20 protein-coding genes, 1 tRNA gene and 1 pseudogene are annotated in these 21,511 nt (G+C 63.6%); 12 read left to right on the forward strand and 10 right to left on the reverse strand.

Annotated features, from left to right (window positions below):
• Positions 1-151 precede the first annotated feature (151 nt).
• The 7 genes from WDW90_RS20360 (at position 152) to WDW90_RS20390 (ending at position 9,805) form a co-directional block, all read left to right on the forward strand.
• Positions 152-1,786, forward strand: a complete 1,635-nt coding sequence (locus WDW90_RS20360) for an OpgD/OpgG family glucan biosynthesis protein (protein WP_336489293.1) — start codon at positions 152-154, stop codon at positions 1,784-1,786.
• A gap of 143 nt (positions 1,787-1,929) precedes the next feature.
• Complete coding sequence (gene mdoH / locus WDW90_RS20365; protein ID WP_336489294.1) at positions 1,930-4,128, forward strand: glucans biosynthesis glucosyltransferase MdoH; 2,199 nt, start codon at positions 1,930-1,932, stop codon at positions 4,126-4,128.
• A 535-nt stretch (positions 4,129-4,663) separates the two neighbouring features.
• Positions 4,664-4,939, forward strand: coding sequence for a hypothetical protein (locus tag WDW90_RS20370; protein ID WP_336489295.1), 276 nt, complete (start codon positions 4,664-4,666; stop codon positions 4,937-4,939).
• Positions 4,940-5,085: 146 nt separating this feature from the next.
• Positions 5,086-5,322 carry a DUF6894 family protein gene (locus WDW90_RS20375; protein ID WP_336489296.1) on the forward strand — a complete coding sequence of 79 codons (237 nt, stop codon included), beginning with the start codon at positions 5,086-5,088 and terminating at the stop codon, positions 5,320-5,322.
• A gap of 296 nt (positions 5,323-5,618) precedes the next feature.
• Positions 5,619-5,708, forward strand: a tRNA-Ser gene (locus WDW90_RS20380).
• A 97-nt stretch (positions 5,709-5,805) separates the two neighbouring features.
• The gene (locus WDW90_RS20385; protein WP_336489297.1) at positions 5,806-7,512 is read left to right on the forward strand and encodes a DUF6538 domain-containing protein; all 1,707 of its coding nucleotides are present in this window, start codon (positions 5,806-5,808) and stop codon (positions 7,510-7,512) included.
• A gap of 418 nt (positions 7,513-7,930) precedes the next feature.
• The gene (locus WDW90_RS20390) at positions 7,931-9,805 is read left to right on the forward strand and encodes an ATP-dependent nuclease (protein ID WP_336489298.1); all 1,875 of its coding nucleotides are present in this window, start codon (positions 7,931-7,933) and stop codon (positions 9,803-9,805) included.
• Positions 9,806-10,238: 433 nt separating this feature from the next.
• On the opposite strand, the gene WDW90_RS20395 is transcribed toward WDW90_RS20390, so the two are convergent.
• The 3 genes from WDW90_RS20395 to WDW90_RS20405 all read right to left on the reverse strand — a co-directional run bounded on the left by WDW90_RS20395 (position 10,239) and on the right by WDW90_RS20405 (position 11,360).
• Positions 10,239-10,520, reverse strand: a complete 282-nt coding sequence (locus WDW90_RS20395; RefSeq protein WP_336489299.1) for a hypothetical protein — start codon at positions 10,518-10,520, stop codon at positions 10,239-10,241.
• Between the two features lie 130 nt (positions 10,521-10,650).
• On the reverse strand, positions 10,651-10,884 hold the full coding sequence (locus WDW90_RS20400) for a hypothetical protein (RefSeq protein ID WP_336489300.1): 234 nt from the start codon (positions 10,882-10,884) through the stop codon (positions 10,651-10,653).
• A 62-nt stretch (positions 10,885-10,946) separates the two neighbouring features.
• A complete protein-coding gene (locus WDW90_RS20405) occupies positions 10,947-11,360 on the reverse strand; it encodes a hypothetical protein (protein WP_336489301.1) in 414 nt (137 codons plus the stop codon).
• A gap of 461 nt (positions 11,361-11,821) precedes the next feature.
• On the opposite strand from WDW90_RS20405, the gene WDW90_RS20410 reads away from it, so the two are divergent.
• Both WDW90_RS20410 and WDW90_RS20415 read left to right on the forward strand, forming a co-directional pair.
• Positions 11,822-12,241 carry a DUF4267 domain-containing protein gene (locus tag WDW90_RS20410; RefSeq protein WP_336489302.1) on the forward strand — a complete coding sequence of 140 codons (420 nt, stop codon included), beginning with the start codon at positions 11,822-11,824 and terminating at the stop codon, positions 12,239-12,241.
• 367 nt (positions 12,242-12,608) lie between these two features.
• The gene (locus tag WDW90_RS20415; protein WP_336489303.1) at positions 12,609-12,845 is read left to right on the forward strand and encodes a DUF6894 family protein; all 237 of its coding nucleotides are present in this window, start codon (positions 12,609-12,611) and stop codon (positions 12,843-12,845) included.
• A gap of 44 nt (positions 12,846-12,889) precedes the next feature.
• Here the strand turns inward: WDW90_RS20415 and rnhA are convergent, their stop codons facing one another.
• The 3 genes from rnhA to WDW90_RS20430 form a co-directional block, all read right to left on the reverse strand.
• Complete coding sequence (gene rnhA, locus WDW90_RS20420; protein ID WP_336489304.1) at positions 12,890-13,357, reverse strand: ribonuclease HI; 468 nt, start codon at positions 13,355-13,357, stop codon at positions 12,890-12,892.
• 489 nt (positions 13,358-13,846) lie between these two features.
• Positions 13,847-15,193, reverse strand: a complete 1,347-nt coding sequence (locus WDW90_RS20425; protein ID WP_336489305.1) for a hypothetical protein — start codon at positions 15,191-15,193, stop codon at positions 13,847-13,849.
• Positions 15,190-15,636 (reverse strand): hypothetical protein, encoded by a 447-nt coding sequence (locus WDW90_RS20430; protein WP_336489306.1) that lies wholly within the window; start codon positions 15,634-15,636, stop codon positions 15,190-15,192. Before WDW90_RS20430 ends, WDW90_RS20425 begins: the two co-directional genes overlap by 4 nt.
• Positions 15,637-16,130: 494 nt before the next feature.
• Here WDW90_RS20430 and WDW90_RS20435 point away from each other — a divergent pair, with 494 nt between their 5' ends.
• Both WDW90_RS20435 and WDW90_RS41250 read left to right on the forward strand, forming a co-directional pair.
• Positions 16,131-16,445, forward strand: coding sequence for a hypothetical protein (locus tag WDW90_RS20435; RefSeq protein WP_336489307.1), 315 nt, complete (start codon positions 16,131-16,133; stop codon positions 16,443-16,445).
• A 447-nt stretch (positions 16,446-16,892) separates the two neighbouring features.
• Entirely contained in the window at positions 16,893-17,060 is a 168-nt protein-coding gene (locus WDW90_RS41250) for a ribosome modulation factor (RefSeq protein ID WP_488803313.1), read from the forward strand.
• A gap of 150 nt (positions 17,061-17,210) precedes the next feature.
• Here the strand turns inward: WDW90_RS41250 and WDW90_RS20440 are convergent, their stop codons facing one another.
• From WDW90_RS20440 to WDW90_RS20450, 3 genes and pseudogenes are all read right to left on the reverse strand, one after another.
• On the reverse strand, positions 17,211-17,894 hold the full coding sequence (locus WDW90_RS20440; RefSeq protein WP_336489308.1) for a recombinase family protein: 684 nt from the start codon (positions 17,892-17,894) through the stop codon (positions 17,211-17,213).
• A 105-nt stretch (positions 17,895-17,999) separates the two neighbouring features.
• Positions 18,000-18,188 (reverse strand): annotated as a pseudogene (locus WDW90_RS20445) (integrase core domain-containing protein); the annotation flags it as partial.
• Between the two features lie 686 nt (positions 18,189-18,874).
• Positions 18,875-19,423: a hypothetical protein gene (locus tag WDW90_RS20450; RefSeq protein WP_336489309.1), complete on the reverse strand. Its 549-nt coding sequence runs from the start codon at positions 19,421-19,423 to the stop codon at positions 18,875-18,877.
• A 1,405-nt stretch (positions 19,424-20,828) separates the two neighbouring features.
• On the opposite strand from WDW90_RS20450, the gene WDW90_RS20455 reads away from it, so the two are divergent.
• Positions 20,829-21,080 carry a hypothetical protein gene (locus WDW90_RS20455; protein ID WP_336489310.1) on the forward strand — a complete coding sequence of 84 codons (252 nt, stop codon included), beginning with the start codon at positions 20,829-20,831 and terminating at the stop codon, positions 21,078-21,080.
• A gap of 14 nt (positions 21,081-21,094) precedes the next feature.
• Here the strand turns inward: WDW90_RS20455 and WDW90_RS20460 are convergent.
• The coding region (locus WDW90_RS20460; protein ID WP_336489311.1) for a transposase at positions 21,095-21,511 on the reverse strand (417 nt) is incomplete at its 5' end.

A 21,511-nucleotide genomic window follows, 5' to 3' on the forward strand; every position in this document is an offset into this window, starting at 1 on the left:
GCGGATCTCGCAACCGCAGCGGGCCGGTCCTGCAGCGCCCTTAACCCGAGGTTCAGGCATCGGCGCCGAGATGTTTCTGAATGTTACATCTGCGGCGCGTTCCCGACCCGGTGGCCTGTTCCGACCCGCCGCCAACCTGCATGAAGGGCGCATGAGCCTGCCGACCGACGGTCCGTCCGATTCCGCGACCGGGGCCCCGCGCCCCGCCGCGTCCTCCGATCCCGTGAGCACAGGACGACAGGATCGCACCCGGCGCGACCTCCTGCGGGGCGCGGGCGCGGCCGGCCTTCTCGGCCTGTCGAGCCTCGCCGGGGCGGCCGGGCTCGGGGCGCCCGCCCGGGCCGAGGCGGCCCCCGCTCTGCCCGCCCCCGGCTCCGCCTTCGAGCCGGACACCGTGGTCGAGCTCGCCCGGGCGCTCGCCGGCGCCCCCTACGCGGCACCCCGCAGCGACGACCTGCCGGCCTCCCTGAAGGCGCTGACGCGCGAGCAGTACGGCACCATCCGGGCGGCGCCCGGCAGCGCGGTCTGGGCCGGCGACAATCTCGGCTTCACGCTTGAGCCGCTCCACCGCGGCTCGATCTTCACCGGCCGGGTCTCCCTCGCCCTCGTGGAGGACGGCGTGGTGCGGGCCCTGCCCTACGACCGCGCCCGCTTCGAGACCGGCGGCATCGTGCTCCCCGAGTTCGGCGAGGATCCGGGCTATTCGGGCTTCCGCCTGCAGGCCCGCTTCGACGGCGGGGCGCTCGCCGACTTCGCGATCTTCCAGGGCGCCTCCTTCTTCCGGCTCCTGGCGCGGGGCCAGGGCTTCGGCGTCACCGCCCGGGCCCTGACGCTGCGCCCGGCCGATGCGCGCGGCGAGGAATTCCCGCTGTTCCGCGCCTTCTGGATCGAGCGGCCCGGCCCCGGCGGGCCGCTCACCGTGCACGCGCTGATCGATTCCGACTCCGCCGCCGGGGCGCTGCGCATGAGCCTGCGCCCGGGCGAGGCCTCGGTCGCTGACGTCGAGGGCACGATCTTCCCCCGCAAGGTCATCGACCATCTCGGCCTCGGCGGCATGCAGGCGAGCTACCTGTTCGGCCCCCACGACCGGCGCGGCAGCGACGACGCACGGGCCGGCGCCTACGCGGCCGGGGGCCTGCAGATCCGCAATGGGGCCGGCGAGGCGATCTGGCGCCCGGTCCGCAATCCCGACACCCTGCAGATCTCCTCCTTCCTCGACGACGGGCCGAAGGGCTTCGGCCTGATGCAGCGGGCGCGCGCCTACGACGATTTCGAGGACGACGTGCAGCGCTGGGAGCTGCGCCCCTCCCTCTGGCTCGAGCCGCTCTCGCCCTGGGGCGAGGGCGCCGTGACGCTCCTCGAGATCCCGAGCGATTCCGAGTTCAACGAGAACATCCTGGCCTACTGGCGGCCGAAGACCGCGATCGCGGCGGGCGCCGAGACGCGCTTCTCCTACCGCCAGTTCTGGTGCTGGGAGCCGCCCGAGCGGCCCCCCGTCGCGCTGGTCGCCGGCACCCGCAGCGGCCACGGCAGCGGCGGCAGCCGCCGGCTCTTCCTCGTCGACTTCACGGGCGAGGACCTCGCCGGCGACGGGCTCGAGACCGCGCTGACGGCAAGCCCCGGCACCATCGTCCGCCAGACCCTCTACCCCTATCCCGAGCGCAGGACCGTGCGGGTCGCCTTCGAGCTCGACCCCGGCGGCGAGCGGGCCAGCGAGTTGCGCCTCGCCCTGACCCGGGGCGGGCGGCCCGTCAGCGAGACCTGGCTCTATCGCTGGACGCCGTGACCCCCGAAGCCGGAGGCCCCGCCTTGCCAAGGGCCTGTCTTGCCAAGAGGCCCCCTCGCCGCCGGCTCCATTCCGCCGGCCGACCGTTTCCCCATCATCCTCCCTCGTCGGCCGTCGCCGAACCCGCAGGTGCCCTGGGACGCATGGAAGACCCCCACACCCTCGCCGCCCAGCGCGGACAATCCGCCGCCCCCGCGGACCTCAGCCCCGCGGACAAAGCCGCGGTCGCCGCCGCGGATCCGGCTCCCGCCATGCCGCCCGAGGCGCCGCTGCTCATGCCGGTACAGGATCTCGCCCGGTGGGACCCGGGCCTCGGCCACGGGCCGGCGAAGGGCCGGCGCAGTCCCTGGGCGGCGCGCCTCTTCGTCTTCGGGGCGGCGGCGGCACTCACCGCCTACGGGGCGGTACAGATGTACGAGACGGTCTCGGTCTCGGGCAGCCCCACGGCCCTGCAATACGGGCTGCTCGCCCTCTTCACCCTGAACTTCTCGTGGATCGCGCTGGCCTTCACGGGGGCGATCCTGGGCTTCCTGGCGCTGCTCGCCCGCCGCCGCGAGGCCCTCCCCGCCCCCGCCCGGCTCTCGGCCCGCACGGCGGTCCTGATGCCGGTCTACAACGAGGCCACCGCCCGCACCTTCGCGGGCGTCGAGGCCATGCGCGAGGCCGTGGAGGCGACCGGGCTCGGGGCCCATTTCGACTGGTTCGTGCTCTCGGACTCGACGCAAGGGGATGCCTGGATCGCCGAGGAGCGCGCCTTCCTGGCGCTGCGGGCGCGGCTCGGGCCCGACGCCCGCCTCTACTACCGGCACCGGGCCAGGAACCACCACCGCAAGGCCGGCAACATCGGCGACTTCGTCACCCGCTGGGGCGGGGCCTACGACCACATGCTGGTCCTCGACGCCGACAGCCTGATGACGGGCGCGTGCATCGTGCGGCTCGCCGCCGCCATGGAGGCGGACCCGGATTCCGGCATCATCCAGTCGCTGCCGCTCATCATCAACCGCAACACCCTGTTCGCCCGCGTGCAGCAATTCGCGGCCCGGATCTACGGCCCCGTCATCGCAACGGGGCTCAGCGTCTGGTCGGGCCGCGACGGCAATTACTGGGGCCACAACGCCGTCATCCGCACCCGCGCCTTCGCGGAGAGTTGCGGCCTGCCCGACCTCTCGGGCAGGCCGCCCTTCGGCGGCCACGTGCTGAGCCACGACTTCGTGGAGGCCGCGCTGATCCGGCGCGCCGGCTGGGCCGTCACCATGCTGCCCAGCCTGCCGGGCTCCTACGAGGAGAGCCCGCCCTCGCTCATCGACGTCGCGGTGCGCGACCGGCGCTGGGCCCAAGGGAACCTGCAGCACAGCCGCATCATCGGGGCTGCGGGCCTGGCGCTCGCCTCGCGCCAGCACTTCGCCACGGGGATCGCCGGCTATGTCGCCTCGCCGCTCTGGCTGGCGCAGCTCGTCGTCGGCATCGCCCTCGTCCTGCAGACGGCCTACGTGCGGCCGGAATACTTCACGGGCGAGTTCGGCCTCTACCCGGTCTTCCCCCGCTTCGACCCCGTGCGCGCCCTCCAGCTGTTCGGGCTGACCATGGGCATCCTGCTCGCGCCGAAGCTCCTCGGCCTGATCCTGGCGCTGACCGACCGGCCCGTGCGCCGCGCCTGCGGCGGCGCGTTCCGCCTCGTCCTGTCGTGCCTGATCGAGATCCTGCTCTCGGCGCTGATCGCCCCGATCGCGATGCTGATCCAGTCGGGCTCGGTCTTCCAGATCCTGCTCGGGCGCGACACCGGCTGGAACCCGCAGCGGCGCGACGACGGCTCGATCCCGCTCGCCGACATCGTGCGCCGCCACCGCTGGCACACGGCTCTCGGCCTCGTCACGGGGATCGCGGCCTTCGCGATCGCCACCTCGCTGTTCCTCTGGATGTCGCCGACGATCCTCGGCCTCGTCCTGGCGATCCCGATCTCCTGGGCGAGCGGGCAGCTCGCCCTCGGCCTCGCCCTGAAGCGGGCCGGGCTCCTGCTGACGCCGGAGGAGCAGCACGTGCCGCCGATCGCGGCCCGCGCGGGCGCCTGCGAGGCCCGCAACGCCGCCCACGGCCTCGACGGGGCGGACGCGCTCGGCGCGCTCCATGCCGACCCGGCGCTTGCGGCGGCGCATGCCCGGATGCTGCCGGCGGCCGAATCCCGCCCGCGCGGCCGCATCGACGCCGATCGGACGCTCGCCCAGGCCAAGATCGTCGAGGCCGAGACGATCCGCGAGGCGCGCGCCTGGCTCACCGCGCGGGAGCGCGTGGCCCTGCTCCACGACCGCGCCCTCATCGACCGCCTCGCCCGCCTCAGGCCCTGAGGGCCGCTCGGCGCGGCCCGGATTTCCGATACCGGCGGGCCCCGATCTCCGCCATCGAGCGCGTGGCCCGATGGGCCGCGGGGCCGGAAGGGCGGCCGAGCGGGTTCAAGGCAGCCGTCCCGAAAACCGCCCCGGCCATCCCGCCCGATCTCGGCCAGTTCGCCAACGTGTTGTTCTGAAGGCCGGATTCGGACCGGATCCGTTCGCGCCTCGTTCTCAATCCCGGCTCGCACCAACGGATCGGGCCGCACGAGCGCGAGTAGCCGCCCGGCCCTGTCGGATCCGGAACATAAGCGCGGGGCTCGCGGGTTGAGCGGGCATGGACCGCCCACTTGAGATCCCACGCAATGCTCGAAGACGTGATCGTCTGCGCCTACGTGTCAGCCCTGGCCGCCACCACGGGCGGCCTCTTCTGGACCATGCGGCGCCCGGGCAGCCGGAGGGACAGCCACGCTCGTTAACCTGCGTAGCTGCGCCAGGCGTCAATTCTGCCAGACAGTGATTCGTGCCCGCTCGGGCCTGGAGCCCCGCGCTCATGACGACGCCTTCGCCCTCGTGCCCGCACATGCGCGCGTTGATGACGCTGCTGTCGACGGGGGCATCCGCCTCGGCCGGCGGCGATGGCCGCCTCATCCTCAACCTCCTGATGCTCGAGATGCATGCCGAGACTTGCGGTGCGCCCGAGCCGACGCTGCGGTCCATCGCGACGGCCCGCTGGGCCGCCGAGTTGAGCGGTGCAGGCCTGCGCGCATGCCGGGCGGCCGACGGTTCTGCAGGGTCGACGCCCCACTTCTCAGGGTGGTGGGATTAGCCCGTGGCTCGGCCGGGCGACCTGAGTGCCGCACAGGTCCTGCTCAACCCGCCCGGTTCTCCGAGTCGCGGCGGGCCTTCTTGTGCCGGGTGACGGACGGAACTCGCGGACGCCGCCACGGTTCTCCTCCCGATCCGGGGGGATACATGCCGCGCTTCTTCATCGATACCGATGATGGTGATCTGCACGTCCGCGATGACGAGGGCCAGGATCTGCCCGATCGGGCGGCGGCTCGCGAGATCGCCATCGACGTGCTGCCCGATATGGCGCGCAGCGAGCTTCCCGACGGCGACCGGCGGACATTCACGTCGAGCGTGCGCGACGAGAGCGGGACGGTGATCTTCCGAGCCAGCCTCTCGCTTGTCGCCGAATGGCTCGCGTGAATCGAGCAGCCGCATCCCGCGACCTTCGGCACAGCCGCGCGACGCCGATGCTGGCGAGCGCCATCCATCCCGAAATCGCGCAGCAGGAGCGTGTCGGCCATTCCAGCGTTGGCATCACGCTGGACCTCTACTCGCATGTCCTCCCGGGCATACAGGAGGACGCGGCAGCCAAGGTTGACGCTGCCCTGCGCGCGGCCATAGAGAAGGTCGCCGCCGGTCATGATAGCAAAGCGTTCGCAACGGGCGGTTTTCCGTTGCTGGCGCAGTGGAGGCTTTTTCAGCTCTTGCAGGCGCTTGGAAGGGTGGCCGAGTGGTTTAAGGCAGCGGTCTTGAAAACCGCCGTGGGGGCAACTCCACCGTGGGTTCGAATCCCACCCCTTCCGCCAGCCTCTATCTAAGTGGCTGTTCCGCAAAGAAGCGTTGACTTTCAGAGGGTTGGTAGGCACCTGTGCTACAGGTTGTTGCTACAGGTGACCCCTCTCGATGGGCCTTGAAACCCGCCTCGTTCGCCGTAAGAACGGTACCTACTCGTTCCGAGCCTGGGTGCCTGAAGAGCTTCGGGAAGCCATCCCTGGCGCCCGTAGTGGGCAGAAGTGGATCGCTCTCGGAACCTCCGATCCGGCCGAGGCACGCCGTCTCGCCCGCCTGAAGTCCGTCGAGTTCGACAGGGAATTAGAAGCTGCGAGACGGCGGCTGAGTGGTCACGAGGACGAGTTATCGACAGCCGAAGCAGAGCGGGTCGCCTCACTATGGCTCTCGTGGGTGCTGGAGGAGGATGAGGAGGACCGGCGCGCTGGCCTCTCGGAGCGCGATCTCAGGCGGAAGATCGAGGCCGCAGAGATCATCAATGAGTGCGGTGGTGAGGCTCTAGCCCGTGGCGATAGCCATCTCATGGCCTTTGAGATGGAGGAGGTCCTCCGCTTTCGAGGACTGAACGTACGGCCGGGTTCAGAGTCGTGGAAGCGGCTCGGGTACGCGATGCTGAAAGCCGAGAAGCGGTGGGCGAAGGCACTTATTGAGCGAAACGCTGGCGAGGTGGTTGAAACCCCTGCCCCACCTGCAGCAGCCTCTATGCCCCGCTCCTGTACCGTCGAGGAGCTGATCACGGCCTACCTCACAGACCCTACACGCACCCGCACACCGGGCACGCTGAAGACCTACCAGACCGTGTTCCGCGCGATGCGCGAGCTACTCGGGCCAGAGACCCCAGTGGACAGCATCCACCGGGTGGACTGTGAGCGCATCCGCAACGTCGTCATGCGGCTCCCCAGGAACGCCTCTCAGCGGTTCCCTGGTCTGTCCCTTGAGGAGGCCGCGAAGGTGGCTGATGCGGAGAAGCTGGAGCGGCTGGGGGTATCCGCCGTCAACAACTACCTTCACAACCTCTCGGCCCTCTTCAAGTGGGGCGTAAAGAACTGGCGGGTGATTCGTAACCCGGCCGAGGGATTGGCCTTGCCCGATGATCGGGACGAGCGCGATCTTCGCCAGCCATTCTCTACAGCGCAGCTCCAAGCCATCTTCAATTCCCCGCTCTACACCGGATGCCAGGATGACGAGGAAGGCTACGCCAAGCCTGGGCCCAACATCATTCGTCGCGGACGCTTCTGGGTGCCCCTCCTCTCCCTCTGGACGGGCATGAGGCTGGGTGAGTGCTGCCAGCTACGGGTGGAGGACGTGACAGAGCTGGACGGCGTGCCGGTCATCCTCATCGATGACGCTGGCGAGCCTGGAGCCGATGAGGCGGATCGTAAGCGGGTGAAGACAGAGGCAGGCAAGCGATTCGTTCCCATCCATCCCGAGCTTCAGCGCATCGGCTTCTTGGAGTTTGCGGTAGGCATGCGTGCGAAGGGCGAGCGACGCCTCTTTCCCGAGCTGAAGCCCGATTCGATGGGCTATCTCTCTGGCACTTTCTCCAAGTGGTTCAACGATAAGCGCCGCTTCCTCGGAAAGCTCGACATGGCCGTAACGGGCGTCTCGTTCCACAGCTTCCGGCACAACTACCGAGACGCGCTCAGGGAGGCTGAGATTGGCCTTGAAAGGGTGCGTGCGCTTGGAGGCTGGCGAAGAGACAGTGATGGGGAAGAGGCGATCTATGGCAAAGGGCTGAAGGCAGCCACGCTGTACCGTGAGATTGAGAAGGTGCGCTACTTGGGGTTGGACCTATCCCGCTTGCATCAACGATCTCTCTGAAACCCCAGATGCGTCCACCAGCCAGGTCCAGCCACGTCAGTGTCGATGAAGCGCGCTCACCAGCTCAGGCTGGCATCCTGAGAGAACCCGTTAGGCTCCGCCACCCCCGTCTCCGCGATTGTTTAGTTAGGATTTAGAATTACTTACGGGGACCGAGACGCCGCCTGCGTACCCCACGAAGTACCTCGCTTGCGTACCTTCGTCGCGGCAGCCTTTCGTAACCTTTCTTTGATTCGTGGAAAGTCCGCCGGACAGCCTGATTTAATGTCACCTCCTGGGCTAGGCGCGATTCGCGAGGTGGCTGCTCCTCACAAGACGATGCGAAAAGCTGTCACCATTGCCGCTTGGGCCTTTCCTGCGGAAGCGTGGCGGTACATACGAAGACAAATTCTTGCGAGGTAGGACGGAGAAGGTGAACTTGGACACGCAGGGGACCGCACAAGCTTGGCCACTTGCGGTCAAGCTCCAAGTGTTGGGCGAAGCTGGGACTGAAGGGCTTATCGAGATACGGCCCGGCATCACTACGCTAGTTGGGCCAAACGGCAGCGGCAAAACCCGCGCCCTGCGCGCTATCAAGTCCGCACTTGATGCCACAAACCATATCGGGATTTATGGTCGCAAGACGCACTTCCTCTCAGCCGGGCGCAGCAGTCCGCTCGAAGTGTTCCGCGCCGCCATTGACAACCCCCACTCGAGCAACACCTCGGACGCGGCGGTTGGGCATATCGACTATCGCAATCATTGGTGGAACTTTGAGAGCGTCACCGGAGCCCTGCTCGTGCTCGACAGCCGGGCGGACCTGCGCCTCAAGATCGAAGCCCGACTGCAGCAGCTGTTCGATCGCAGTGTCCAGCTCAGCTGGTCGCAACTGGGACTAAACGTCCGAATCACGCCGATCTCGGGTGGAGAGTCCTACGCCGCCAATTATGAGGCGAGCGGTATCCTCCAACTCGTGGCGCTCCTCGCCGCCATTCACAATGAGGAAATCGGGGCGCTACTGATCGACGAGCCAGAAATTTCGCTACATCCGCAGCATCAGGCATTCTTGCTGGAGGAGATGGAAAAGGTCTCGGGCGATCCGTCTGACCCAGCGCGTAAGCTCATAGTGATCGCAACGCATTCGGCTTCGCTGCTGCCACTACGTAGAATCGGCGAACTGCCCACCATCGCGTTCTTCAACTCGGTCCGTCAGCCACCAGCGCAAGTTCCCGTCGAGGCCGATATCCTGAAGCGAACCAAATTGGCGGCTCTGGTCGCGCGGCTCAGCACCACGCACCGTATGGCGATGTTTGCCGAGCGCGTGCTCCTCGTCGAAGGACCGAGCGATGAGATCATCGCCACGCAGCTCGCGCGCCAGCTCAACCTTCGGCTGCTCGCCCGCAACGCTCAGGTTCTCCCGGTCACCGGCAAGGGCGAATTCGTCGAGGCAGCGAAGCTGTTTCGATTGATGAACAAGCAGATTGCGGTGCTCGCCGATCTCGATGCGCTCGCGGACGAGAACAATCTGATCTGCCATTTCAGCGCACTGCCCGAAGCTGCCGTGGTCGCCAATCAGCTTGGACGAACAAATCTTGTCGATCTCGACCATGACCTGCGTAATGCCCTGACGAAATTCATGAACGATCATTCGGCTGCGGTTGATGCGGCCGCGCAAGCCTATCCCGACTGGTCGAACAAGGAGTCCAGTAGGCTCAGCAAGCGGCGGGTGACGCTCGCGCGGTTGCTGACTAATCCGGCCAGCTTTGGTGATGCAGCGGCGACTGAGGCAGCGAGCCTGCGCACCCGGGTCGAAGCGTTGCTCGATGCGCTTGCTGAACTAGGCTGCTTCTTCCTGCGGCGTGGCGCGATCGAGAACTACTATCAGTCCACAGCGATGGACAGCGGCAAACCCGATCTCGCGGCTGAGGAAGCGGCGCGGTTCGAAGCGAGCAGCGCCGGCGATCTGAGGCGGGACTATGCAGATGTTCTTGCGGCACTCAATCATATCGCGCCGAACCAGCGCGTCGACGAAGATCTGCTGCTTCGTCCCAAGTTAGGAGCAGTGCTGGCGGCTGCGTTCCTCGGCATGGACCGCGAATGCTCAGACGAAAAGCTCAACATGATCGCCAAGACGACAATCGGTGCGGACGCCGATGTGTTCAAGCTTTCAAATCGGTCCAAGGAGGACTTGCGGATCGAGGTCGCTATTACCTCGCCGCTGTTTCAGCGCACGACCTTTCCGTTTGAGCTTGGCCGAGACGACAATCCCAACGTCATCGTTCCCAAAAAGCTGCCCGGCATCGGGCAAGGATAGGGCCTTCCCGCACGAAACTGTTGATCCTTATGAGCGCGAGTGGTGCGGCTCCCAACGGCTGACGTAGGCGCGAAGCCGAATGTCCGGTTCTGGGCGGTGAACCGATTCTGCTGTTTCCCGGGACGGACCTCCGAGGCGGGGTCGAGCGTCAGACTTCGGCCACTAGTCGCCCCGGCGCGTGATCACTGCGTCAGGTCTCCGATCGCTCTCCCTCGCACCTCCTCGCAGCGGAACCACGCTGATCCAGCCCGAACTCCTCGTGCGGACAGCTCGGTGAGTGCCTGCTCGACGGCCAAATGGCCCACCCTCTCGCAGCGGTCCCTGGTGTCGAACACAGCGGCCGCGTCATCATCCCGCTGGGCACCGGCGATGATGGTCAGGATGAGGAGGAAGCCCGCCTACACGGACCACTCCAGAGGCACGACGGCGGCACCTACCGGCGCTCTGCCATCAGGTCGTGCGTGAGCACCGTGAGCTTGCCGATCAGGCTCGTAACGTCGCCCACCTTGCAGGACCACTGCGTGCCAACCGCCTCGCCATCCGCCGACACGGAAACGACAGCCACGGAACGGAGCTTGCCCTCACGCGCGAGCGCGAGCTGGTCCTGAAGGACTTCGATGACGGAGGCGACATCTTCATCCGCCTCCACGGGCGCAACGCGCGGTGTGAAGGCCACGACCGAGGCGCTCGTAAGCGAACGCTCTGTCTTGCTCATCCTGCCTCTCCTCGCTGCGATCAGTCGCGCGGGGTGATCGCCAGGCTTTGTGCGAGCAGTGTGGCAGCTTGGGTGTCCGGCTGCCTTCCCAGGTTCAAGCGTGTCTCTGAGGCAACAGTACGTGGTGGGTTCACGCGGAGGTGTCCGCGCCCTTCTCCAGAGCGCCCCTGACGTATCCCCGTGAGATCAACCGGCTGTGAGCGCGGATGCGGCGCTCGGCTTCAAGGAGGTCGGCCAAAGCGTCCGTGACGGCACAACGAAGGGCAAGCTCTGCGTCCCCATCAGTGGTCTTCAGGTACGCCATCACGATTTGCTCGACGGGGCAGGCATGGCTCTCCGGCTCGGCCGCTGCGATCATCGGCATGAGCGTCTCCTTCGGCCCAATCAAGAACAAAGAGAGAACAAGCCATGTGACGAAGGGGGCCGTCAATCGCCCGTCGCTCTATCCACATCTATGCACAGCCGACGACCGTCATGCTCTGGAGGCCCTTGCCTGTCCAAGTCATTGGCGAACTTCGAGCCGCTTGTTGCGTGGGCAACGGTCTCGATCTGTGCCTTGTAATCGAGGCCCATCACCATCACCGAGAGGCTCGCCTCCTCGGCTGATTTGCCTGCCTCGAACGCGCTCTGGATCTTGCCTTCCAGCTCGGCCGTCTTGTCGAGAGCCGCAGCCATCCCGCGCACGTTGTCATACAGCGGGTCGATGAAGGATTGCGGCTTCAAGAGGCCATCGGCGAAGCTGATGACCTTCTCCTCATAGAGTTCGAGGGGCAAATTGGGCTGATTTTCGCCGTCTTCACTGTGATCAATACGACTTTTCTTGAACAGTTTTGCCAACATCACTCCGCGCCAGAGCTTCTAGCGTAAGTGAAGCAGGTTGAAGTCGATTGTGGCCATTTCATGATCTGGGCGTTGGCCAACAATCGGGGTCACATTGGTGAGAGCTGGCCGAAGTGGGGCCAAGAGAAGCGCCCTCGGTGGCCCACGATACGGCCATCTCAAGGGCCTGCCATAACTCGGCATTGGCCACCGGGTTCTTGTTCGCCCCAGGCTCGCCCCCTGCCCTTCCAGCCGGGTAGCCACTCAGTGATGCCCTTTATGACGTACTGACTGTCACCCAACGTAGACGCGAGCAGGGCAGTCGGACGAAGAGAATGTCTGCAGTGCCCCTTCAGTGATCGTGTCGTGAGGTGGAAGGGACAGCGTCCAGTTGGTCTTAGGACCGCCCCTGCCCAAGACGCAGCTTCCTGAGGAGATCGCGGCGGCGACAACGAGGCGTCCTCATGGTCGGGAACTCACGCATGACCTTGCAGCCGCTCTCATGGACAGAGCCGAGCACCTGGGCGGTCATGGCTTTGTCGGTCATCTTCCTCTGCCTTGGTGGCCTGTTCATCGCGTTCCCCACTGCCGGTGCAGCGATCTTCGGCATCCCGGCGCCGAGCGATGTCTCAGCAGGCTATTTGCGTGCGATCGGCTTCCGCGACGTCGCTTTGGCTCTGTACCTCGGCGGCCTAGCCTTATTCTCGACGCGGCGCGCTGTGTGCCTTGTGCTGGGAGCCAGCGTGTTCATTCCCGTGTGTGACGTGATCCTCGTCTGGTCTTCAGGCTCCGCAGCCGCATGGCAGATCGCACTGCACGTTGTGAGCGGAGCCATTCTTGTCCTTATCGCCGCATGGGTGGCACGGACGCCGGTCGATGCGCGATCGCTACGGCCCGAGTAGCACAGGTGGAGGCTTCGCGAGGACAGGTGCCGGAGTGTTGGCAGGGGAGCCGTCTGGCATCTGAGCCTAAATGACGGTGTGGATTAGCAAGCCCGTAGGCGCCGCTTCAGAAGCATGATGGGTCTCGCTAGGTAGAGTGAAAGGCAGCCCCGAGACTGAGCCGCCAAGGTGTCGCGCAGGTGAGAGGTTGCAGCTTTGTTCGCGTGTATCATCGAATACAGAGTAGGCACCGGACACAAAGCCCGAAACTGGCCCATGTTATTGCGAGCCGTATTTTGGGCATGCTCGCTACGACCATCGAACGTCGCCCTTCGCGCACGCAAAGGGTGCGACGGCCCCTTTGCGCGTTTGTACAGCGGAGCACCAGATGCCGCTTTACTACTTCGATTTCCACGATGGCCATCGGCACTGCTTCGATGATGATGGACAGGAGTTCCCTGACATCACCGCGGCGCGAGATGAGGCGATCGACGCCCTGTTTGATGTTGCTCGGGACAGGAGACGGGCCGGGGATCGAAGCGATTGCATCTCGAGCGTGAGTGACGAGAGCGGGAGGATCGTGTTCCGCGCTCGGCTATCCCTCACGCCAGAATGGATGACGTAGGCGTTACGCCTCGTTTGGGATTGTGGTCAGCAACTAAGGCCCACCTATGCCTTCGCGGCTTCCGCGCTCGCGATCCTGTCCGCGCGCTCATTCAGGTCGTGCCCTGCGTGCCCCTTCACCCACCCCCAGGTGACGCTGAAGTGGCGCGATACGGCCGTCTCCAGGGCCTGCCACAGCTCCACGTTGGCCACCGGCTTCTTGCCCGCACCTCGCCAGCCCTTTGACTTCCAGCCCGGTAGCCACTCCGTCATACCTTTGATGACGTACTGACTGTCCCCGAGCATGGTGACCAATGCACCGGGGCTGAGTGCATTGAGCCCTGCGATGGCAGCGGTCAGCTCCATCTTGTTGTTCGTGGTGAGCGCTTCACGGCCCTTCACGATCTTCTCGCGTCCCGTTCGAGTGTTGATGAGGATGGCTCCGTATCCTCCAGGGCCAGGGTTGCCGAGGCAGGCTCCGTCGAAGGCAATGGTGATCTCGCGTGGTGCGTCCACGCTGGGTTCGTTCGTCATGATTTTCTCCAGTTGAAATGAAAATGGAGGAGCCTGTTGAGGCCCCTCCCGGTGGTTCGTTTGCACGTTGTGTGTGCCACAAGAGGCACACGTCTGGGTTGGATTAACCGAACAGCGCGAAAGCGCTGGACTTCGAGTGTAGTGGCGTGCGTTTGCTCAGCCTCTCAAGGGAGGGTAATGCACAATGAAGACGGCGCTCATTCTTGCGATCCTTGCTGTATCTACCGTAGCAGCATCGGCGCAGTATGGTGGTTACAGCTATGGGACCGGATCGAACAGCTCTGACCACTACGTGAATGGACACACCACTTCACGCGGCACTCAGGTTGACGGTCATTACAGGACAAACCCGAACAACACCCAAATGGACAACTTTGGATCGCGGGGGAACTACAACTACCACAACAACTCGTACGGGACGCACTCGCCCCGTTACTAAACGTCCCCAACGCGCTCGTGCGGTGAGATTAAGAGACCGCACGAGCTTCCTTATGGGCTTATGGCCCTCATATAGGGAGTGGGTGAGAGAGATACTGAAGGTAATGCAGGGGGGATGGTGTCCACTGTGACAGGTATGAAGGCAGAGGTGATCTGTTGAGCTACATCCTCCATGACTGTCTTAACCTCATAGGCTTTGGGCCTTGAAGTGATCAGACCATCGTGAAGACCGAGACCAACCACCTTCCTAGCCTTGAGCTCCTGAAGCACCTCGATGAGGATGGTGCTCTCAGTGAACATGAGCTGATGGCCTATGCCCTCACCGAAGCACCGACCCAGCTCAGGGTGATGAGCAAGGATCGCAGCCCTGACACGAGGCATGGTCAGCCCAGGAGGCATGATCTCGTCAGGAGCAGTCACCTTCGGCCACCGATGCCGATGGTGCTCATCGAACATGAGGCAGTTGACGATGAGCTTGGCGGCTCTCCTGTGCCCAATGAGGCCAGGGATGGCGTAGAGGTCGCCGTCAGGAGGTGTCAGGCCCAGGTGAGCGTAGGCGAGCCTGACGAACATGGAGGAGTAGTCGAGGATCGCGATGGGCTCGTCCTCGATCCTGATGCTGCCCCTCCTGTGCTTGTTGAGGTTTGTCCACCAGCCGCCGAAGATACGACCACCACGATCAAGGCTGGTGGCTGGATCGTCGTCTCGGCAGGTGAAGTACCTGCGCTGCTCTCTGCGGAAGGTGTCCACTGATCCCCGACCATCGTCGAGGAAGCTGAGGTCTGCCTCCTTCAGGAACGCGTTCAAGCCCTCCATCTGGCCTCTGAAGGCAGTGGATGTGCTGGTGTCGGGATAATCCACCAGCTCACGGGTGAACCCAGCGTCACTAGCCCCATCCTTGTCCTTGCGTGAGAGAATGATGGTCTCCCCCGCAGAGCGCAGGAAGTCGCCGAGGCTGATGCCTGCCTCGTGGACCTTGGAAGAGAGGTGAAAGGTGGGCGTGATGGCGGACGCTTCGCCCATGCCAGGTGACGGGTGGAAGGTGAGCCAGCCGATGGCCTCCAGGGAGCTGATGATGCCCGCGAAGGTGTCCCCGAAGGCTGGGTGATCGTAGCGCGTCCTGGGCCTCCTCAGCTTGCCCATGAGAATGGCCAGACTGCCTGCCTCGGGAGTGAGTGTCTGACGGGCAAGGTTCGTGACAACCGCTTCCACCATCGCCCGGTGGTTCGCTTCGTCCGCTGCCTTGCGCTTCCTCTGGCGCGCTCCTGTCTGCTCCTCATGCTGTTCCACCCGGGCAATGCCTTCCTCCACGAGGCGAGTGGTGTTGATGGAGCCTGCACTGAGCCACTTGTCGAACCAGTCGTGACGCTGAGGGGGCTGCTGTGTGGAGGGTGTCACCGTAGGGTCTCCAGGACTCCAACGAGTGCGTTCATCCTCTGCTGTTTGGCTTCCTCCTGCTCACGCTCGAGCTTGGCGAGGTAGAGCCCGATCCCACCAATCGCCTCGACCACCCACTGGGCGAACGTAGCGACTGCGCGAGGTGGCAGCTCTCGGTAGGCTCGATGCGTCCTGCCGGTCTTGTGGTTGAACCACACTCCAGCGTTGAGGTCGGTCAGCCCACGCAGCCGCCGCACGAGCTGGAAGCGGAAGGCTTGATCAGAGCGGAAGCGACGAGGCTGACGATCCTCAAGGAGGAAGAGAGCGAAGGTCGTCTCGACCACCTGAGCGGCCTCGACTTGATCCGCGAGCTTGACCATCTCCTGAGCGGCAATGCGCTCATGACGGTATCCCGCCTGCCCACGTTGGAGGGCTGTTAGGGTGTGCCGAGCGCGCTCCACCACGGCGTCCCATCGCGCCTCGCACTCTGCCCATAACGGGCTCGTCTCGTTCTTCGCGATGCGTGCCTGTACGAGCCTCACGAAGAGCCTGAGGTCAGCCTTGGTGATGGCCTTCTGCTCAGGGTGCCCGTGACGGCGCGAGCGGGATTTGTGAGTGGAACAGAGGCGCCCATAGCGTGTCGTTCGCGCGCCACATCCAGGCGCACGGCATGTTCGTGTTGTCATGTGTGATGATCCTGTTTGAAGTGGTCTAACGTGGCAGCGGTGGGCCGCTCACGGTGACCATGAGAAGCTGCGCCCATCCCCCGAGGGACAGGCACGGTCGTGCAGAGGCAGGCAGATGAGGCTGATGCTTCAGCTCGGAAAAGGCCCTGCTTTTGCAAGTGTGTGGGGTAATAGGCTGTTTTCGCCGCAAACTACTGAAATAAAACCTCTTTTTCGGCTTTGAAGACGCAGCGGAGTGCGTATAGTGATTGGGCGCCCTCGGAGCTGAGTTCGTGACCGCTGCTGCCCCCGATTGTTCGCTGTGCAAACTCTGTCGCGTGATGCTGCTGACCACGCAGCAGTTCATGAAGCTAGGCGGTGAGAAGTGGGACCGTGGCTTCCTCATCCGAGTGGGTAAGAGGGCACGCCTGCTCCATGAGGAGATCCTCGGGAAGGTGCCCACGAAGGTCCGCTCCTCCATAAAGGGTGCGTACCGTAACAAGGTCGGCTTGTATCCCTGCGGTGTGCTGGAGCAGGCGTACCGTCAGGTGCTTGCGGAACAAGCTGCTGGATTGGAGGATAAGGTGAGCGAACCGCAAGCTGAGTAGGCAGCCGCCTTCAGCCATGTGAAGTCGTCGTGTCACGCTCGTGCGAGCCTGCAAGGTCGTATCGAGTGGAGCAACAAGTATCCTGCTGGCCTGAAACCAGATGAACGCAAGGCCGCCTATCCGCGTTGTCTACGCGGCGCAGCCTTTGCGCTGGTTAGACGTGAGGCTTCCATGAAGTCGATGTCCGAGATGACACACGGCGTCACAGACGCAGTGAAGAAGATGGTTGGCCGTCTGACAGGCCGCGGGGGTTACAGCACCCACTCCAGCAGGCCGTCTGGTCAGGGCAACAAGCCGACTGGGAAGAAGTGAACGATTTGAGGTGGAGGTGCTCTAGCAGGGTGCCCCCACCTTCGTCGCGTTCAGCTTAACGGCCACCCGCGGACCTACATGGGTGACTACCCAATGCCGCTTGGAGAGGCGCTGGGGAGCCCTAAGTTACCGCCCATGACCGAACCGCCAGACGATAACCTCGATCACTACGCGCTGGGCTTCTACGCCCCCGGCAAGGGCCTCAGCCGTGACGCCTGCCCCTATGCGGAGGGCACCAAGGCTCACGCTCAGTGGACTGCTGGGTACGATGCAGCAGTCAATGAGGGTGAGCAGAAGACATGATCCGCTTCCTGCGCTTACTTCGCGCCTGGACGCTCTTGTCCGTTCCAGTGGGTGTTCTTCTGGGCAAGCTGCTCAAGGCGAACCGGAGAGCTACAACGCGGCCTGTGAAGCGACCCTAGAGCGAGGCTCCGCCTGCGCAGAGCAGCCACTTCATGCCAGCTTCGCGACCACCCTCGACACCTGCATGGGTGACCACTCCCCTCCCCGTGCGGTCGGGATGCCGCGCTCGTTCAGGGCTCGTGCAAGAGCACCGTAGGAGATCACACCAGCGGCCTGGAGGTCTGCGAGGATCGGAGCGAGGTCGCTCGCCCGCTCGTTCGCCTTGGCCGTTCTAGTGGCTCTGCCTGCCTCTCTGGTGGCGTCTGACATTACCACGCCCCTGTGACCACCCAGCTTCTGCCCACGAGCCTTGGCAGCCTTCAGCGCAGCCTTGGTGCGGCTGGCGATCATACCCGCCTCCAGCTCGGCCACTGATGCCATCTGCTGAAGGAGGAAGCGGCCCGTGGGACCTTCGATCTCTGGGAGGTCACAGAAGCGGACATCAACACCCGCTTCCAGAAGCCGGTGCAGGAAGGCCGATGAGCGGGTAAGGCGTGAGACGTTCGCGACAACGAGTGGGATACGGTGCAGCCGAGCTGTGGCCAACGCACGCTCCAGCTCCGGCCGGTCGCTTCTACGCCCACTCTCCACCTCTACGAACTCGGCTCGAATGCTCCAGTCGCCACCGTTGAGATAGCGGCTCACGGCCTCCTTCTGTGCCTCTAGGCCAAGCCCAGAAGCGCCCTGACGGGCCGTGCTCACGCGGTAGTAGGCGACGAATGCACCTTGTGCCATGGATCATCACATTCCAGCCAACGAGCGTTGGCTATACTGTTATGGTCTCGCTTCGAGGGCGTCAAGTTGACCTGACCGGTATTTTGGACCGAGCCACTTGCGAGGCTACTGCATGGTAGCGGTCATGGGTCGGCGGAAGGCTACGTCCGGGAAGCTGACGGGCGCGGGCGGCCGATAGCCCAAGGACGAGTGCGGCCGCACGCGGTTGTAGCTGGTCTGCCAGAGGCCGATCACAGCCTGTGCCTCCTTCAGCGAGTAGAAGATTTCCTGCTTCAGACACTCGTCCTTCAGCTTCTGCTCGGAGATGCCCGCCTCTTTGCACGCAACGGCGATGCTCTTGCCCTGGGCGGTCTGCACCTCGATCTGGCGCAGCCTCAGCACCACCTGCTCGGCACTCGGCCTCTGTCCTCTCCTCATCTCCAGCTCCTCCGGTCCTGGCTGATCCTCTCAATCAGCCCGGTCCAAAGCCAGCCGGTCAGGTCAACCCTGCCAACCGCGTTGACCAAACTCGGTGCCCTCTACCGAGTCTGAAGGAGCAGGCCACGCGCGTGCTTCTCTCGTGCGCCTGAGCCCGATGTCGCGCGGGATACCAGGCACAGTTCGCGAGGGGCCAAGGGGGAAACCTAGCCGACTTAGTTTGTCGATGCCGCTTCACAAATTCTGGTAAAATCATTGTGACCCCTCAGCACCGCCTGTATCAGCCGCCGAGGTTCAGCTTGGGAGAACCATGCTCGATGCGCGGGCTGAGTTGCCTATCTCTAGCTAGTCCGCGAGGTAAATGGCCTTCGGAGACGCATTTCCTTAGAAGTTCAGTGGGTTGGTTGTGTTGTAGCATGAGCCTCAACGAAGGCGCGGATATCCCGAGAAGCGACATGCCTAACGCTTGCGGTCTGAGCGCTGCGCTGCCTTCCTTCCCTAATGATCCGAGAAATTGGCCTCCAGAGACACATTCCCCTGGAGGCACAATGGTTTGTCTGGTGTTAGGCGGCTCTCCCCTTTTCGAGGCTGGTGGCGAATTGCTGTAGCTTCTCAGCCTGCACCCGTACCTCGGTAGCAAGGGCAGGCAGCAACTCTGCCGGGAACTCAGCCTTACCGTCCAGTAGCGCGTCCAGCTTGGCCAAGACCTCTGGCACGTCCCACGTATCAGGCCAGACGGTCGGGAGCTTCGGCATGGCGACGAAGCGGTCGTACAGGTGGCTCATGACATCTCCCTCAGCCATCACGCGCAAGGCGACGTACACGAGGTACTGCGCCAGCAGAGGTGAGGTGACCGCTAGGCCACACTCCTCGGTTCCAACCTCCCTCACGTAGCGCCACAAGTCCTCGTGCCACTCGGAAAAGGCAAGGAACTGATCACCCTCTGCCGCTGACAGGCTGAAGGCCTCCTTGGTGGTGAAGGCCGTATCGGCGAAGGAAGTGGTACGAACTGCGGTCATGGCTGTGACTTTCAATGCGAGCCGTTTGGCCCTCGATTGCGCCCTTGTCAGGCAAGTCTGTCGGGTAATTGGAGTGGTGGTGTAGGCACCCATCACGAATGCCCATCCTTGTAGTGCGGCAGGAAGCCAAGAGCGGCTGCCAGCCTTGTCGGACAGTTCAGGCGGTTAACTGCCCCTGCCGGCCTTGGTGAGCGTTATCGTCACCTCAGCCACCACCAGCCGCTGAAGCCAGCGTCAGAGGCATCTCAGTCTTGCCTTGGCTGCCTTCGGCGCCTCCAGAGCTGCCGCTCGCTTCGCCTGTCGTGCCGCCCTCTCAGCTCGCAGGGCTTCAGTGTTCGCCTTCGAGCGGGGCATCTCCCATGCGATGCGTTCAACGTTGGACCTGAGCTCCTTCATCACGTCAGCAGGAGGCACGCCGAGTTGTCTCCGCTGGCTAGAAATTTGACCCCAGATACCGTGCAGTCCCCTCATGCGCAGCTTCACGCGAGCCCATGCGATCCTGTGGGCATTGTCCCTGTGCTCGTGAAGCTGGACCTTCAGGCGCTCCATTTCTGCGTCAAGGAGTGCTTCAAGGTGCGCTGCAGTGAGCTCATCGAGCCAAAGAACCTCAAGCCTTCGCCCCACCATTGACCCTCCGAAAAGCTGCTTGCGGCACCCCTGGGCGCTAAACCATGATCACTTTCGTGAACCACGAGAGCCGCCTGGTTAAGCGGCAGGGAAGATTTACGGCACCGCTGTCGCGGGGAGAAGTGATCTTGGAATGGAGTGCCCGCGCAATTCGATGCAATTTCAGCTAGTACTCAGAGATCATCGGTGGCATTAGTTGAGGTGCATCCAAGGTAATCTTTACACCCGTGGAATTCATTGCACCGGTGCAACTAGCCTACTAGCGGCTCCCAGTTAGAGCTTGCCTGAAGCCGAGCGAGGTCAGCGCGGAGGCGGCTCTAAGCTCGTTTCAAGTGCCGCCAAGCTCGGTGGCAGAGGTGACCTCAATCATGGTGCTTGAGCCGCTCAAATCCGCTCCCGCAAACCATCTGGGGCACACTCAGGCTGATCCTGCCGACATCGCTGATGCTGCCAATGGAATGGGTGGCTTCGTAGCTTGCCTGTGATTGGAGTGGATAGAGCCTCACCCTTCCAACCGAGGTTGCCGTCTAGCCTGTTGCCATAAGATCGAAAACGGCAACGGAGCGCTTCGAGGTACTTCCCCCTACCTAACGGGCAATTCAAGGCTCCCTGAGAGCGACGCCAGGGCTGACCAAGAGCGGAAAGCATTGGGCTTGACGTAGAGCTTGGTGCTCTCTCTTCCCCCGCTTCTGTTGGCTCGGTTTGCTACGCTGGGGCGCTTCTCTGAAGAAGGATAAAAATGTTCGGAGATGGTCCACCTAACTCGTCCAAATCGTGATAGGTTTGTTTTTAAGGCTTCTGGGCACACAACTCTGGGCCATTATTAATAACCATAAGCCTTCCGGTTTAGATGAATAGACGGAGACTCGCTATGCAACGCGCTATGAAATTCGGACGCAAGCTTCCCATTCCGTCATTAGTACAGATTAAGCATGATCTTAGAATGATGTCCGCAACAGACGCGCTGGTTGAGGCTATGAGTACAAAAAAATACACGCCAGAAGATATGTCTTTGCTCTTAGATAGTCTGAAGGAGAAGTACGGAATTTCGCCGGATAGAGCTCAGAAGCTGTCTAATCGCTTTGGAGTGTCGCAGGGTGTGGCACCCGTTGCTGCTTCTTAAGAGTCTGTCCGGCATCATGATGTTTTCTGACAGAGCTTTCGGGTCATGAGGCGGATGGAGGCCAAGAGGACGAACGCTCGTCCTTTCCGGCTTTTGCATTCCCAATCCTTTGCGAGACGGCGGCAGCGGTTAAGCCAGCCGATCGTTCGCTCGACAATCCAGCGCTTGGGCAACACGGTGAAGCCCTTGGCCTGATCGGAGCGCCTGACGATCTCGACCGTGAGGGTGCGGCAGACCTTGCGCAGTCCACCTTGGAAGGCCGGTCCCTGATAGCCGCCGTCGGCGAAGAGCTTGAGCAGAAACGGGTAGAGGCCAAACAGCGTGGCCATCACCAGCACGCCGCCATTCCGATCCTGAATGTCGGCGGGATGGACGAGCGCGTGCATCAGCAGGCCCTGCGTGTCGACCAGGATGTGACGCTTCTTGCCCCT

Origin of the sequence: Methylobacterium nigriterrae (assembly GCF_037106235.1) — a bacterium.
GTDB lineage: Bacteria > Pseudomonadota > Alphaproteobacteria > Rhizobiales > Beijerinckiaceae > Methylobacterium > Methylobacterium nigriterrae.

Coding starts and splice junctions, on each gene's coding strand:
- WDW90_RS20370 (WP_336489295.1), top strand. CDS start 4,664: ATGACGACGCCTTCGCCCTCGTGCCCGCACATGCGCGCGTTGATGACG.
- WDW90_RS20360 (WP_336489293.1), top strand. CDS start 152: ATGAGCCTGCCGACCGACGGTCCGTCCGATTCCGCGACCGGGGCCCCG.
- WDW90_RS20415 (WP_336489303.1), top strand. CDS start 12,609: ATGCCGCTTTACTACTTCGATTTCCACGATGGCCATCGGCACTGCTTC.
- rnhA (WP_336489304.1), bottom strand. CDS start 13,357: ATGACGAACGAACCCAGCGTGGACGCACCACGCGAGATCACCATTGCC.
- WDW90_RS20395 (WP_336489299.1), bottom strand. CDS start 10,520: ATGAGCAAGACAGAGCGTTCGCTTACGAGCGCCTCGGTCGTGGCCTTC.
- WDW90_RS41250 (WP_488803313.1), top strand. CDS start 16,893: ATGACCGAACCGCCAGACGATAACCTCGATCACTACGCGCTGGGCTTC.
- WDW90_RS20385 (WP_336489297.1), top strand. CDS start 5,806: ATGGGCCTTGAAACCCGCCTCGTTCGCCGTAAGAACGGTACCTACTCG.
- WDW90_RS20455 (WP_336489310.1), top strand. CDS start 20,829: ATGCAACGCGCTATGAAATTCGGACGCAAGCTTCCCATTCCGTCATTA.
- WDW90_RS20375 (WP_336489296.1), top strand. CDS start 5,086: ATGCCGCGCTTCTTCATCGATACCGATGATGGTGATCTGCACGTCCGC.
- WDW90_RS20410 (WP_336489302.1), top strand. CDS start 11,822: ATGACCTTGCAGCCGCTCTCATGGACAGAGCCGAGCACCTGGGCGGTC.
- WDW90_RS20450 (WP_336489309.1), bottom strand. CDS start 19,423: ATGGGTGCCTACACCACCACTCCAATTACCCGACAGACTTGCCTGACA.
- WDW90_RS20405 (WP_336489301.1), bottom strand. CDS start 11,360: ATGTTGGCAAAACTGTTCAAGAAAAGTCGTATTGATCACAGTGAAGAC.
- WDW90_RS20440 (WP_336489308.1), bottom strand. CDS start 17,894: ATGGCACAAGGTGCATTCGTCGCCTACTACCGCGTGAGCACGGCCCGT.
- WDW90_RS20400 (WP_336489300.1), bottom strand. CDS start 10,884: ATGCCGATGATCGCAGCGGCCGAGCCGGAGAGCCATGCCTGCCCCGTC.
- mdoH (WP_336489294.1), top strand. CDS start 1,930: ATGGAAGACCCCCACACCCTCGCCGCCCAGCGCGGACAATCCGCCGCC.